Origin of the sequence: Aestuariibaculum suncheonense (assembly GCF_014596935.1) — a bacterium.
In the GTDB taxonomy this organism is placed as follows: domain Bacteria; phylum Bacteroidota; class Bacteroidia; order Flavobacteriales; family Flavobacteriaceae; genus Aestuariibaculum; species Aestuariibaculum suncheonense.
In genome coordinates, this window is record NZ_JACVXC010000001.1 from 1,205,937 (window position 1) to 1,221,553 (window position 15,617).

8 protein-coding genes are annotated in these 15,617 nt (G+C 36.5%); 7 read left to right on the top strand and 1 reads right to left on the bottom strand.

The window, feature by feature from the left end:
- The 6 genes from ICJ84_RS05190 to ICJ84_RS05215 are packed head-to-tail and all read left to right on the top strand — an operon-like array spanning position 1 to position 12,930.
- Positions 1–3,276, top strand: coding sequence for a SusC/RagA family TonB-linked outer membrane protein (locus ICJ84_RS05190; protein WP_188215271.1), 3,276 nt, complete (start codon positions 1–3; stop codon positions 3,274–3,276).
- A gap of 13 nt (positions 3,277–3,289) precedes the next feature.
- Positions 3,290–4,780: a RagB/SusD family nutrient uptake outer membrane protein gene (locus ICJ84_RS05195; protein ID WP_188215272.1), complete on the top strand. Its 1,491-nt coding sequence runs from the start codon at positions 3,290–3,292 to the stop codon at positions 4,778–4,780.
- 11 nt (positions 4,781–4,791) lie between these two features.
- Positions 4,792–6,471: a fasciclin domain-containing protein gene (locus ICJ84_RS05200; RefSeq protein ID WP_188215273.1), complete on the top strand. Its 1,680-nt coding sequence runs from the start codon at positions 4,792–4,794 to the stop codon at positions 6,469–6,471.
- Between the two features lie 35 nt (positions 6,472–6,506).
- Complete coding sequence (locus ICJ84_RS05205) at positions 6,507–7,973, top strand: fasciclin domain-containing protein (RefSeq protein ID WP_188215274.1); 1,467 nt, start codon at positions 6,507–6,509, stop codon at positions 7,971–7,973.
- A 20-nt stretch (positions 7,974–7,993) separates the two neighbouring features.
- On the top strand, positions 7,994–11,152 hold the full coding sequence (locus tag ICJ84_RS05210; RefSeq protein WP_241748688.1) for a SusC/RagA family TonB-linked outer membrane protein: 3,159 nt from the start codon (positions 7,994–7,996) through the stop codon (positions 11,150–11,152).
- Between the two features lie 32 nt (positions 11,153–11,184).
- The gene (locus tag ICJ84_RS05215; RefSeq protein WP_188215276.1) at positions 11,185–12,930 is read left to right on the top strand and encodes a RagB/SusD family nutrient uptake outer membrane protein; all 1,746 of its coding nucleotides are present in this window, start codon (positions 11,185–11,187) and stop codon (positions 12,928–12,930) included.
- 73 nt (positions 12,931–13,003) lie between these two features.
- Here the strand turns inward: ICJ84_RS05215 and ICJ84_RS05220 are convergent, their stop codons facing one another.
- Positions 13,004–13,750: a GDSL-type esterase/lipase family protein gene (locus tag ICJ84_RS05220; protein ID WP_188215277.1), complete on the bottom strand. Its 747-nt coding sequence runs from the start codon at positions 13,748–13,750 to the stop codon at positions 13,004–13,006.
- Positions 13,751–14,010: 260 nt separating this feature from the next.
- On the opposite strand from ICJ84_RS05220, the gene ICJ84_RS05225 reads away from it, so the two are divergent.
- On the top strand, positions 14,011–15,588 hold the full coding sequence (locus ICJ84_RS05225) for a glycoside hydrolase (protein WP_188215278.1): 1,578 nt from the start codon (positions 14,011–14,013) through the stop codon (positions 15,586–15,588).
- The last annotated feature ends 29 nt before the right edge of the window (positions 15,589–15,617 follow it).

Below are 15,617 nucleotides of genomic sequence, written 5' to 3' on the forward strand. Positions count from 1 at the left end.
ATGAAATATAATATAACCAACTTACTTTATAGTGTTTCTCTGGTATTGATTTTCTTTACGTCATTCCAATTGTCTGCTCAAGAACAAGTGGTAAGAGGTCAGGTTATTGATGCAGGAACAAAAGAACCAATATTAGGCGCAACTGTTATTGAACAGGATGCAGAAAACAGAACTGTAACGGGGGTAGTTACCGATTTTGACGGAAACTTCGCCATCCGGATAAAAAGCAACAGTAATAAATTAGTTATTTCAACCATAGGATACACTACCCAAACTTTAGAGATTGGAGCTATAAGAGCGTTTTCGGTAGAATTAGTTGAAAAGGTTGAAGGTTTGGATGAAATTGTTATTACAGGGTCGAAAGGTTCTGATGATGGACTTTTAAACATCGCAGACAGAAACTTAACTACCAGCGTGGTAACCGTAAAAGCAACCGATATTCAAAATACTCAGGCAGCATCTATTGATGAGGCGCTTCAAGGTCGTGTACCAGGAGTGGATATTACTGCAAATTCAGGAGATCCTGGAGCCGGAATGCAAATTCGTATTAGGGGTACGTCTTCTATTACCGGATCTTCAGATCCTTTAATCGTGGTAGACGGAATGCCTTATGAAACTTCTATTCCTGAAGATTTTAATTTCGGGACGGCGGATCAACAAGGGTATGCGGCGCTTTTAAACGTGGCCCCAGCCGATATAGAAAGCATTACCATTTTAAAAGATGCTGCGGCAACTGCTATGTGGGGTTCGCGTGCGGCAGCAGGGGTGTTAATTATTAATACGAAACGTGGTTCGGTAGGGGCCCCAAAAATAGGGTATTCCTTTACAGGTACAGTCCAAAAAATGCCAAATACCATTCCCATGTTAAATGGAGATCAGTATTCGCAATTGATTCCTGAGGCCTATATGAATCGCACAGGAACACCACTTAATACTTTGACCGTAAAAGAATTTCAATACGATCCACAGGAAGTCTATTATTATAAAAATTATGGAAACAATACTGATTGGGTAGATGCGATTACGCAAACCGGACTTACCGGGGAACATAATATCTCACTTCAAGGTGGTGGTGAGCGCGCACGTTATTATTCTTCGGTAGGATATTACAATTCTAAAGGTGTTACCAAAGGAACAGCTTATGAGCGTCTTAATGGGCGTTTAAATTTAGATTATGTGGTATCGGATCGTATCCGATTTAAAGCCGACATCTCTTATACGCATACCGATACTGATAGAAATTATGTTAATGGAACAAGTAATGGAGCAGACCGTTTACGAAGTGTGGCTTATGTGAAAATGCCAAATATGAGTATTTACGAATATGATGATTTTGGAGATATTACCCCAAACTATTTTTCTCCGGCAGCAAACATTCAAGGGCAGTATGCAGGAACCTACAATCCAGTAGCCATGGCCGAATTTGCAACCAATAATCAAATCGGAGAGCGTATTGTACCGCATTTTAATTTGAAAGTAGATTTGGTGCCAGACCGTTTAATTTCGACGTTTGATATTCAGTATGATTTTAACAGTACCAAAGCGAAATCGTTCTTACCACAAAATGCAACGGGTAGACCGTTTACAGAAACCGTAGTCAATCGTGCTTCTGATGCGGATGTAGATGCAACCAGTATTACTACAAAAACAAACTTTATATACACGCCAAGTTTAGGTGATAAGCATAGTTTTCAATCTATTTTATCGTTACAATCTAATGACTATCGCTATGAATCACATCAGGCATTAACATCAAATACAGCATCATCGTTGTTAACGGATCCGTCGGTGCCTTCAAGAACACAAAATTCAGATTTACAATTATATACAAATAACAGTCAGTCAAGAAACGTTGCAGCATTAATTAATGCACAATACGGTTATGATGATCGTTATTTAATTAATGTAGGGCTTCGTGCCGATGGTAATTCTAAATTCGGCCCGGATAATCGCTATGCACTGTTTCCTTCAATTTCTACACGTTGGAGGATTTCTGCCGAGAAGTTTATGGAAAACTTAGACTGGGTCGATGATTTTAGTATGCGTGCCAGTTTGGGACAATCCGGTCGTGCACCACGTTATGATTATCGTTATTTCAATATTTACAGCAATTATGCTTCAGAGTATTTAGGGATGAATGGTATTTATCCATCTAATATTCAGTTGAATAACTTGCGTTGGGAAACGCTTACTGGAACCAACTTAGGTTTTAATGTTCAGTTGTTTGACAAACGTGTGATGATGGATATCGATTTGTATAAAAACAGAACCAAAGATCTTTTATTTCAAAATATAGATATCACATCTATTTCCGGATATTCAAGTTTATCAGATCAGAACGTTGGCGTTTTAGATAATCAAGGATGGGAAATTGGGTTATATACTACACCATTTAAAAACGATAAATGGACAATAGACTTCAACTTTAATATTTCAAGAAACCAAAACGTGATTCGCGAGATATCAGAATTCTACCCAAATGAAAGTGGAAATATTGACCGTAACGGCGAATACAAACGTTTTTTACAGGTTGATAATCCATTTGGTTCGTTCTATGGCTACAAATTCAAGGGCGTATATTCAGATTTAGAATCAACGAAAGCTCTTGACGCTAACGGGAATGTAATTGTAGGACCTAATGGACAGGAGGTATATATGCGTTTTAATTACCCGAATATCGATTACACCTTCCAGCCAGGAGACGCTATTTATGAGGATATTAATAAAGATGGTAATATTGATAGTAGAGATATTGTGTATTTAGGAAATAGTAATCCTAAATTTACCGGTGGTTTTGGTCCATCATTCTCGTACAACAAGCAATTTAAATTGCAACTATTCTTTACCTACCGTTTAGATTACGATATTATCAATGGTACTGATATGATTACCACAAATATGTACGGTTTCGATAACCAAAGTACAGCCGTATTGTCGCGTTGGAGAAATCCAGGCGATGTAACCGATATACCTCGTGCTATTTACCGAGGGGGTTATAACTGGTTAGGTTCTAGCCGCTATGTTGAAGACGCATCATTCTTGAGATTCAGATCAGCGACCTTTAGTTATAACTTTAGTAAAAACTTTATAAAGAGTTTAAAATTAGATGATTTAAATCTGTATTTCACGGCAGATAATATTATGACTTTTACGAAGTATCGTGGTCAGGACCCTGAGGTGAATATGAGAGGAGGAGACCCTTTTGGAATAGCTATCGACTATTCACGAACACCACCAACCAGACGTTTCACTTTAGGATTAAGAACCAGATTTTAAAAACTAATTTAACATGAGAAAAGATATAATATATAGCCTAGTATTAATTGTAGCATTACTGACTCAGTCCTGCGACAGTTATCTAGATTTACAGCCGGAAAACGGAACCACTCGTGACGAATTCTGGAAGACCAAAGAAGATGTTCAAGCTGCTGTAATTGGTATCTATTCGGGCTTATTAAATACGCCCGATTCAGGAATTACAATCGCAGAGTATAGCTTTATGTATGGCGAACTGCGAGGCGGTATGGTAGATCCTGGTGTTAATTCAAGTGACGACCAACGCGATGTTATTACTTCAAGTATTTTACCTTCTAATACCGTTGCGTCATGGGCTGCTTTTTATACCGTTATTAACTATTGTAACACCGTCATTGATCTGGCACCAGATGTTTTGGCCCTGGATCCAACGTTCACTCAAGAGCAGTTAGATCAATATTTGTCAGAGGCTTTAGCGATTAGAGCCTATTTGTACTTTACACTAGCGAGAACGTTTAGAGATGTACCGTTGAAGCTGGAGGCTACTTTATCAGATGATGATAATTTTCAGATCGCAAAATCAACTCAGGAAGAAATTTTCGACCAAGTGGTTACTGATTTAACAACCGCTTTAAAATCGGCTGTTGAAGATTATGGTGATAATGCGTCTAATAAAGGGCGTATTACTAAAGATGCCATTAACGCGATGTTAGCCGATGTGTATTTATGGCAAGAAGACTATACCAATGCTTTGATAGCTGCCGATGCCGTTGTTAATTCTGGAGCAGGTTATTCGCTTATTCCGGGAAGTACATCATGGTTCACAACAGTATTTGCCAGAGGAAATTCTACAGAAAGTATTTTTGAATTTCAATATACACCTGAGAACAGAGGTCCTTTCTATGGTATATTTTTACAACGTCCACAATATTTAGCCCAAGCCAGTGTGTTAGAAGACGTATTTGGGTTAGATTTTGAAGATCCGGAAAATAAAGATGTTCGTGGTGAGCGAGTTTCTTTAGTACCAGGAACTAATGAAATTTATAAGTTTACGGGCTTAAATCAAGACCAACGTAAGACTCTTCAGGAATCGGACACGCACTGGTTTGTGTATCGTTATGCCGATGTCTTATTAATGAAAGCTGAAGCCCTTAACGAACTAGATCGCGGTGATGAAGCTTTGGCTATAGTTGATGAAATTCGTGAATCGCGATTGGCTATTGACTTAACCAAAGAACAAGTTACCGGAGATGATAAGGATGGCGTACGTATGTACATTTTAGCCGAGCGCGCCAGAGAATTAGCTTTTGAAGGCAAACGTTGGTTTGATGTGTTACGAAATGCCAGAAAAGATAACTACGCCAATATAGACATTATCTTAGGAATTGCTGTTAAAACAGCTCCAGCTAATCAACAACAAAGTATTGTTGCAAAACTTAAGGATCCAAACAGCCATTATTTACCTATTTATCAATATGAGCTGTATACTAATAAAGCCCTTGTGCAAAATCCTTTTTACAAATAAAAAATTGTGTCATGAAAAATATATTCAAATTACCCAATGTGTTTAGGTTTGTGTGTGTGACGCTTTTTGCAGTAACAGTTTTATTTAACTGTTCAGAAGAAAAGTTTAAAGAGTCCACAGATGAGACCTTGAATATCACAGAATTTTTAAGAGCCAATACAGAACGGTACTCGCTTTTTCTTCAGATTCTAGATATTACGGACTATGCGTCGTTTATGAATACCTACGGCACATATACCTTGTTTTTGCCAACCAATGAAGCTGTAGAAGCTTATATGACTGATTTAGGGGTTAGTGCTTTAGAAAATGTACCATTGGAAGATCTTCAGGAGTTAGCCAAATTGCATATTCTGGAGCAAAAAATAGAAACAACAACATTTACTGACGGAAAGATAGCAACACCAAGTATGCAAGGCCAGTTTTTAATAACCGGAGCCGTAAATACCAGCGATGGGTCAAGTATAACTGTTAATAAATCAGCAAAAATTTCAACATCTAATATTGAAGTTGGAAACGGCATCATTCATGAAATCGATCAGGTGCTTAGAGTAGCTACTAAAACTATAGCAGAAACCATAGAAAGCGATCCTTCGTTATCATTATTTACAGAAGCTATGAAAGCTACCGGATGGTATGAAGTTTTAGATCGCCCAATTACTTATGTAGATAGTGTGCCTTCTTATTTAAGTGTTATCGCACAAAGTAATGCGGTTTTTGAAGAGGCTGGTTTTAACAATCTGGATGATTTAAAAACTCGTTACAGTCATTTAGGGGATCCTATGAATCCCGAAGACAGTTTAAACTTATTTGTGGCTTACAGAATTTCACCAGGTTTAAATTATTTAGCCGATTTAGCTGTAACTCCAGCATTAATAACAAAAGCACCATTAGAGGTTATTAGTATTAAACTATCTGCAGATACACTTTTAATAAATGAAGAAACCTTTGCAGGTATTTTTGAAAAGGGCGTAGAAATAGATAGAGAGGCGAGTGATGAAACCGCTACCAATGGGGTTGTACATACTGTTAAAGAAAATTACTTTATCAAAAAACGCTTACCAGCTCCTGTGTATTTTGATTTGGCAGATCAACCAGAATTCAGACAATTAAGTTCTGTTTTTAGGGTGCCAGGAATGTGGGCAGGACTATCAGATGCAGAATTGGCTGATGTTACCTGGGAAGGTACTCCAGCTCTTAACTATGTCTGTCAGGCATTAGGAAGTTCCAGCAGACCCGGTTGGCATGGTGATGTTTTAGAATCTGTACGTTTTCGAGATGGATTCAATAATAATATAGAATTTACCACACCTGTAATTATTAAGGGACAATACAAGGTCTGGATTTCCTGGAGAACCAATTTAAGAGCTACCAATTCGGTAAGAGCTTATTTTAATGATACACCATTAGCAAGAACCTTTAATATGCAAGAGTATGTTAATACAGGTGAAGCTGAGCGGGTTTTAGAGTCTCAAGGTTATAAGAGACATATTTCACCTACATCCGGAAATTACAATTGCAAACTATTAGGAATTATAAATGTTGAAACTACGGGGAGACATAAATTTAAACTTCAATCTTTAGCTTATGCCGGAGGTCAAAGTTGGTTTGATGTTGTTGAATTCAGACCAGTTGATATGGATCAGTTATATCCCAAGTTTGAAGCCGGAGGCGATGGATTAATCTACGAGTAAAAAAGAAAACTATTAACTAAACTAATCCAATAAGGATGAAGATAATTATAAATAAATATTCAAAAGCTATAATAGCCAGTTTATCGCTTTTAGCTGTAGTTTCATGTTCCGATCCGTGGGATGACCATGCTAAAAGCTCAGATGAGAACTTAAAACAGAATCTAGCTGAGCGACTCACCAGTATTGCAGAAACTTCAGAGTTTGGTAAGCTATTAACTGAAACCGGTTACGATCGTGTTTTGGCTAACACTAAAAGCTATACGGTTTGGGCGCCGACCAATGAAGCCATCGCTGCTGTACCAGCAAGCGAACTAGATAATCTGGAAAGTAAAAAACGGTTTGTAAGTAATCATATCGCGCTTACAGCCATTGGTTCCGTATCTAATCAGGATACTGTTACTGTGCAAATGCTTTCTAACAAATATTTAGAGTTTATTGACGGAAGTGTTATGGATGGTGCTGCGGTAGTAATTGCCGATAAGTATACATCTAACGGGCTATATCATATTGTAAGCAGTGCTTTAGTTCCAAAATCAAATATCTGGGAATATATCAAAAGTATGAACGGTAGTAATGCTATGAGTACGTATTTATTGACTCTTGATGAATTCAATATTTACCAGACAGATAGTATTGCCAAGGCTACAGCAGAGGTTATGCCTGGAATTTATTCTGATTCGTTGAGTAATTCTTATTTAAAGAATGTCTATAACCTAAATAATGAGAAGAATAAATACACCTTCTTTTTATTAGAAGACGAAGCGTTTAACACGGAAGTAGGGAAATTAGAGCCTTATTTAATCAAAAGTAATGCTGATTCTACAACGACATATGCCAGTTATTTTAATGTTAGGGATTTTGCTTTTCATAAATCGGTAGCTCAGGAGCAGCTTCCAGACACTTTAGTATCTCGATTTGGAGTTAAAGTGCCCATTGATAAAGATAATATCGTTGAAGAAGTGCATTTAAGCAATGGTGTATTATATGTTATGAGTACTATGGATGTCCCCCTGGAAACACGATTGTTAACTACAAAAATTGAAGGAGAAAGACCGACAGGGTTTAGTCAAAGTGATAAGCGAGCCAATACCTATTACAGAGAAAAGGAAGATTTAGATGGTGTTGCATTTGAGGATATTATGGTGCAAAACCATGGTGTGCCATTATTCTCTATCTATTACAGAGCAAGTGATCTTTACAGCACTACGTATAAAGTATATTGGAGAGTGATAAATGATATTCAGTCCAATACGTTCCAGCAACGCTTGCGTATTGGGGGATGGTTTAATGAGATGGGACAGTTTGTTAATGAAATAGCTACTCTGCCTTATACTGATGTTGTGCCTAATGTTTATGATGAAGTATATATAGGTGAATTTTATATTGATCAATTAGGTAGCAATAATAATGAACTAATCTCTTTAATTGCAGCTAATTCGGCTAGTAATGGTGTGAACACATTAAGCTTAGATTATATTAAACTAGTACCAGTTATTAAATAATGTTTTTTAAACCAACTATTATGCTCAAAATATTTAAACTAACCGGTCTACTTTGTTTACTATTACTTGGTGGGACTATAGGAAAACTTTATGCGCAGGATGCAGATTCTAAAGCGGTAAGTACTCAAACCAGTAAAGGTATCGAAATAAAAGGCCTTATTAAAAATGCAAAAACAGGGGAAGGAATTTCGGGAATCAATATTGCTGTAAAAGATTTTTCAGCAGCCATATCAGATGACCAGGGAAATTTCGAAATCAAGGTACCACATTTAAATGCTTTATTGCTATTAAGTGCAGAAGGGTACCAGTCTAAGGTCGTCCCTTTAAACAATAGAGAAAGCGGTATCGAAGTTCATTTGTTCGAAGCTAATTATTCTCAGTTTTATCAATCGGCTACCTTGCCCGGTGATGAACAATTACAGTACACCAACACCCAAGCAGCTCATGTTATAGACTTAAAAAAGGATCAATGGGGTAATCCTGTAAACCAGTCTATCGGAAACTTTTTACAGGGACGCATTGCCGGACTTAACAGTGTTGGAAAATCAGGAGTACCTGGTGCCGGAGCTTATTTAACTTTAAGAGGTTTTAACTCGCTGTATGCAACCAATAAACCGTTAATTGTTGTTGATGGTATGGTGTATGACGATGAAGATTATGGTTCAGGAATTTTGCAGTACAATAGCTCTTCGCCTTTAGCGATGATTGATGTTAAAGATATTGAAGACATTACGGTTTTAAAAGATGGCTCTTCAATTTACGGTGTAAAAGGAGCTAATGGAGTGATTATAATTACTACCACACGTCCAACGGAGTTAAGTACAAAAATCGATTTTACTATGTACAGTGGAATGAACGAAGATCCGAAGCAAATGCCGGTGATGCGCCCTTGGGAATTCAGACCTTATTTATCACAGTTAATGGCATCAAGAGGTGATAGTCAAGGTCAAATCGCAAGTATGCCCTGGATGAATGATAATCCGCAAAGCGGAAATTATTATCCGTATCACAACAACACCAACTGGCAGGATCAGGTATTTAAAAGTAGTACTAATCAGAATTACTTTTTAAAGATTCGTGGTGGAGATGATATTGCAAAATATGGTATCTCTGTAGGCTTCCTTAATAACGAAGGTATTTTAGGTGAGTCGGATTTAAAGCGTTACAGTACCCGGTTAAATGCAGCTTTACGATTAACCGATAAATTGTCGGTTGATGCTAACTTATCGTTTATATTCAACGAAGAAAACCTTTATGATCAGGGACCTGCATACAAAACCAATCCATTATATTTAGCACTTACCAAATCTCCATTTACTGCAACAAATGTATTTGATGCGCAAGGAGGTGAATCACCTAATTTATCGGATGTAGATATATTTAATATTGGTAACCCTTTATCAATTATCGAAAACGGTATTGGAATCAATAAAAACTACCGTTTCTTCGGAAACTTAAATTTTGATTATGTAATTAATAACAATTTTAAAGCGAATTTAATTATCGGTTTAAATTATAATAAAGAACGTGAGCGTTTCTTTATCCCTGATTTTGGGGTGGCTGATATTATCTTGCCAACAGCTATTGCAGGAAACCGCAGTGGTAGTGAGGTACAGCGTTACTATTCGTTATTTACCGATGCATATATATCGTATACTAAAAGCATTGATTATAAACACAATTTCGATGTGCGTTTAGGGTCTCGTACCCAGTCTAACGAGTCTGAAAGCGATTTAGGTTTAGGCTATAACTCAGCAACCGATGACTTTACAACTGTGGGCTCAGGAAGTAACTTGTTACGTTATGTAGGCGGACAGTTAGGCGACTGGAAGTGGGTAAATAACTATTTAAGTTTTAACTACAACTATGTAAACAAGTACTTTTTCACATTAAATACAGCATACGATGGATCGAGTCGTTTTGGAGAAACTGTACATTTTGCACCAATGGGATCAGCTTCGGCAGCCTGGTTAATTTCATCAGAAGGTTTCTTAAAAGATTCTAGCATCATTAATCTTTTAAAATTAAGAGCTCTGGCAGGCGTTAGTGGAAATGATGATATAGGAAACTATACCGCAGAACAACTGTATGTATCTCAAAATTTGTTAGGTATGCAAGGTTTGGTGAGAGGCAATATTGGAAATCCGGATTTAAAACATGAAACTGTTACCAAATTCAATGTGGGCTTAGATGTCGCTTTATTGAACGAACGTTTAAACGCAACGTTTGATATCTACTCAAACAAAACGACCGATATGATTACTTATGAAACCATCAACACAACATCTGGTTTTGATTATATGGTAACCAACAACGGAAGCATGCGAACACAAGGTTTTGATTTAGGATTGAATAGCCGACTTGTTAATACGCCAGAGGTGCAATTCGATTTAGGTGTGACTTTAAGTGCTTATGAAAACAAAGTTTTAAATATCCCTAACGAACGTATTATCACAAATTTTGGTGGAGCAACTTATATTACGCACGAAGGATTGGATGCCAACTTATTTTATGGCTACCAAGCCAACGGCGTTTACAGTACAACAGCCGAGGCTAATGCAGCAGGATTATCACGTCGTTTAGATAATGGAACCTTAGTGCCATTTGGTGGAGGAGACGTGATTTTTGAAGATCTTAACGGCGATAAGATTATTGACGACAAAGACCGTAAAATTATTGGAAATCCGAATCCGGATTTAACGGGAAGTATTAATGCGAATCTAACCTTTAAAAGATTTACGATTTCAGGTTTGTTTAACTTCTCGGTAGGTAATGATCTTTACAATGGTTTACGTCAAAACTTAGAGTCTATGAGTGGTTACGATAACCAAAGTATTGCCGTGAATAACCGCTGGGTAGCAGAAGGTCAGGTAACAAATATACCGAAAGCAACCTGGGGAGATCCCCTAGGAAATGCCTCGTTCTCCAGTCGATGGATAGAAGATGGTTCTTATTTAAGACTGAAAACCTTAATGGTATCTTACGATGTAGCTTTGGAGTCTAATTTTGTGAAGTATTTAAAATTATACGCCAGTGGAAACAACCTGTTCACTATTACCGATTATTTAGGATTCGATCCGGAATTTAGTGCGACATCTTCAATTTTCGGACAAGGTGCAGACGTAGGTCTTATTCCACAATTCACGACTGTTCAACTAGGATTACGCTTAGGATTGTAATGAAATTAATTTTAGAGAAAAACATGAAGACAATGATAAAAATAACTAGAAATAAAGTCGCATTAGGTGTCTTAGTTACGCTTATGAGCTTAACCTCGTGTCAAGATTATCTAGATATAGAACCTAAAGATAAATTAAACAGCGATCAGGTATATCGTGATGTTTTCGATGCCGATGCAGTTGTGGTAGGAATCTACGGTAAGTTTATGGGCTTAGCTAAAAAGTACATTATTTTAAACGAGCTTCGAGCAGATTTAATGAGTCCTACAGCGAATGCAGATATGTATCTGCAACAAATAAGTGAGCACGCTGTAACAGCAGATAATCCTTATGCTAATCCTAAAGATTTTTATGAAGTTATTAATAACTGTAATGACGCGCTGAAAAATTTTAAGATTATGGTTGACGAAAATAAGATGGATCAGGGGGAGTTTAATGAGCGTTATTCTGATATTGGAACTTTACGTAGCTGGTTATATCTTCAACTGGGGATGCATTACGGTGAAGTGCCTTATATTACTGAACCTATATCTGATATTGATGATGTACAAAATGAAAATCTGTACCCACGATTATCGCTCACGGAACTTATTAATGAGTTAGTTGATTTTACTGAAGGGTTGCCATATACCAGTCCTTATAGCGCAAACAGTACTTTGGTTATTGATGTAGATGGATATAATACTGCCAAATTCTTTATTAATAAAGAGTGTTTATTAGGAGACTTACAGTTATGGGCTAATCATTATACTCAGGCTGCGGCACATTACAAAACTGTGATGGAAACAGGTAGTACAGGAGCAGATGCCTTTTATTACGATACATATCGCGTTATTTATACGCTTCCCAATACTGTGGATATAGGTATAGAGTATGAACGTAATCAGGAACAAGATGTCAGATCTTTAATAAGTTCCAATTCTGATGGCTGGAGAAGTATTTTTGCCAGAGAGCAGGATGCCAGATGGAATAATGAATGGATATGGTCTTTACCGTTTGACAGTAATTTTGCGCCTCAAAACCCATTTATAGATTTATTTTCTAACCAGGGTGGAGATTATTTAGTAAAACCGTCTCAAGAGGCTATGGATCTTTGGGATGGTGAAGCACAGCGAAACGGCTTTTCGTATGATGCCCGCGGATCAAAAGTTTCCTATCATGTGATTAATGGTCAGCCAGTAATTATGAAGTATTTATTCAAATATTTAGATACAGATTCAAATTTACCTTTTGATGTGTTTCAAACCGGAGGTGATTGGTTTTTATATCGCGCTGCAACCCTACATTTAAGATATGCTGAAGCAGCGAATCGCGATAATCAGCACAGAATTGCAGATGCCCTTCTTAATTTTGGCTTACAAAGCGCATACACTGTAGATGGTGTTACCGATGTTACCGATATTGAACAAACGCATCAGCCTTTTCCATATGATTTTGATGCCCGACAAGGAGACTTTCCGTTTTTTAGAGGACCCTGGTATAGAAATAATGGTTTAAGAGGAAGAGCTTTTGTAGAGCGAGCTGAAGTTCTAGGAGACAGTTTAACGTCTATTGAAAACAACTTAATAAAAGAAAGCGGCCTTGAATTAGCTTACGAAGGAAACCGCTGGGGCGATTTAGTGCGCGTGGCTTTGCGTCGTAATGATCCAGCATTTTTAGCGGATAAAGTTTATGAGAAATTATACAAAGACGGTAATCCAAAAGCAGACGAAGTTCGCAGTAAATTAATGAATACAGACAATTGGTATTTACCATTTGTTTGGAAAGAAGATGAATAGCACTTTGTTATTTATAGTTGATATTTATAAAAAAACTCTAAGGCTTTTAAGTCTTAGAGTTTTTTTATAAATCTTATTTTAATGTGTTAATTAAAGGTTGTTCAAAAGATGACCATTTCGCGTAGCCTTTTGCGTTAAGGTGTACACCGTCTTTAGTTAATTCTTTAATTAAATCACCGTTGGAATCTATAAATTCAGAATACAAATCTATTACCCTGTAATACCCTTTATTTTCGTAGTCTTTAATATACTTGTTGGTTGTGACAATATCGGTTTTTAAATAATCGCGTCGGGTTGGTAAAACGGTTCGCACATAAATCAATGTTTTGGGCGATTTTCTGTGAATATTTTTCGATATCTTGAGAATGTTTTTTGCAATGTATTTAGTAGAAGGGACATGTTTGATGTATTTGAATCTTTTGTCGGTATCTTCATAATGCAGACTGAATAAATCGTTGATACCAATCAGAATAAAAACGGCTTTAGGTTGGTAATAGGTAATTTCTTCTAAACGCTTTAAAACACCATCAGTAACATCGCCAGCAATGCCACGGTTTCTAATAGCAGAGGACTTAAATTTGCCGTTCCAGTCTTTACCTTGTTCGGTAATACTGTTGCCAATAAATACAATTTCACTGAGTTTTAAGGGATTATTTTTAAAGTGATTTATTCGTTGTTTATAATGGGTTTGTGTCCAATTATTATGGTATTGTGAAATAATATTTTTGGATGGATATAGGTTCGAAGTTTCAATATCCTGTGAAAAAGAACAGGAGAAAACAATAATTACGAAAATTATAAATAATATTTTTTGTTTCATTTTAAAAGCAATGAGAATTTTCAGTTATTAAAGTTAAAGAACAGCATTGTATTCTCAATAAAACTTTAAGTTTTAAATGAAGAATAGCACTTCAAAAATATGCCAGATTATTATACTTCACAGTGTTATTTAAAGTAGGAGATCCGATGATTTGAAGAACAGAACGTTTTGTATCCCTTCTTTAGACATAATGTACCCCTTCACCCAATTGTTTCGGTTTTAATTTTGAACCTATTTGAACCATACAAATAAGCAGCATTTTGAATTCCATTAAAAAAGTTAAATTATATATTACTTTAAGCTTCATTGCTTTTCAAGCAAGTCCTATTTCAGCACAAAATGTAAAAACAAAGGATATTCCTATAGAGATTGAGATCAATACCAAAATTACTTATCAAACGATTCATAATTTTGGAGCTTCAGATGCCTGGTCCACCCAATTTGTGGGTAAATACTGGCCTGAATCTTCCAGGAAGGAAATTGCTAAATTATTGTTTAGTACAGGAAATAAGGTTGATGGCAGTCCTGAAGGCATTGGTTTAACAGCCTGGCGATTTAATATTGGTGCGGGAAGTGCCGATCAGGGAAAGGAGAGCAGCATTAACGATGTTTGGCGACAATCGGAATGTTTTTTAAATGAAGACCAAACTTATAATTGGAATAAGCAAGAAGGGCAGCAATGGTTTTTAAAAGCGGCTAAAGAGTTTGGCGTAAAAACATTTATTGGTTTTGTAAACAGTCCGCCAATATATTATACCGAGAATCAAAAGGCTTGGTCTGGCAACGGTACGCGTTCAAACCTTTTAAAGACAAATTATAAAACATATGCCGATTTCTTATCTGAAGTTGTCAAGGGAATTCATGAAAAGACGGGAATTATGCTTGATTATATAAGTCCGTTTAACGAACCGCAATGGGAATGGGAATGTTGTAAACAGGAAGGTTCACCATGGGCTAACGATGAAATATTTCAGGTTGTTAAAGCAATCAATACTTCATTTGAAGCGAATCATATTTCAAGTCAAATAGAACTGACAGAAGCGGCTAAAATAAATTATTTATATACCATTAGCGATAAACCTCACCGAGGAAATCAAATTGATTATTTCTTTAACAAGGCAAGTAAAGGTTATGTTGGCGACTTAAAATCGGTAGCCAAGAAAGTCGCTGGACATAGTTATTTTACAACCTGGGATTCTAATACTTTAATCAATACCAGAAAATCTTTAAGTGATAAATTGGATCAAACAGGTTTGGAGTATTGGATGACGGAATATTGTATTTTAGAAGATAATTCAGAAATAAAAGGCGGTGGTAGAGATTTGGGAATCGATGCTGCATTGTACGTAGCTAAAGTTATTCACTCTGATTTAGTGTTTGCGAATGCCTCAGCGTGGCATTGGTGGCTGGCTATAAGTCCTTATGATTATAAGGACGGTTTGATTTATATTGATAAGAATACATATGGGGGGCGTTTTTATGAATCGAAGATGCTTTGGGCTTTGGGGCATTATTCACGATTTATAAAACCAGGAATGAAACGTGTTGCTTCCCGCAGAATGGATGGAGTATCGCAAGCGGAAACTATTTCCGAAGTTTTACATTCGGTGTATCAGTCGGATGACGAACTGGTTATTGTTTTTGTGAATCAACTTCACAAGGATAAAACGGTTAAATTATCAGGTTTGCCTAAAGATTATATTATTTCAGGAGTGTATTTGACTAATAATGAAGCTCATTTCAATCTTAAAAAAATGAACACTTCAAGAATAATAGAGAATATTCCATTGCCTAAAAGATCTTTAGTGACTTGTATTCTTAAAAAGAATAAATCCTAAAATTTGGTTTTAGTATCTTTAGTTATAAA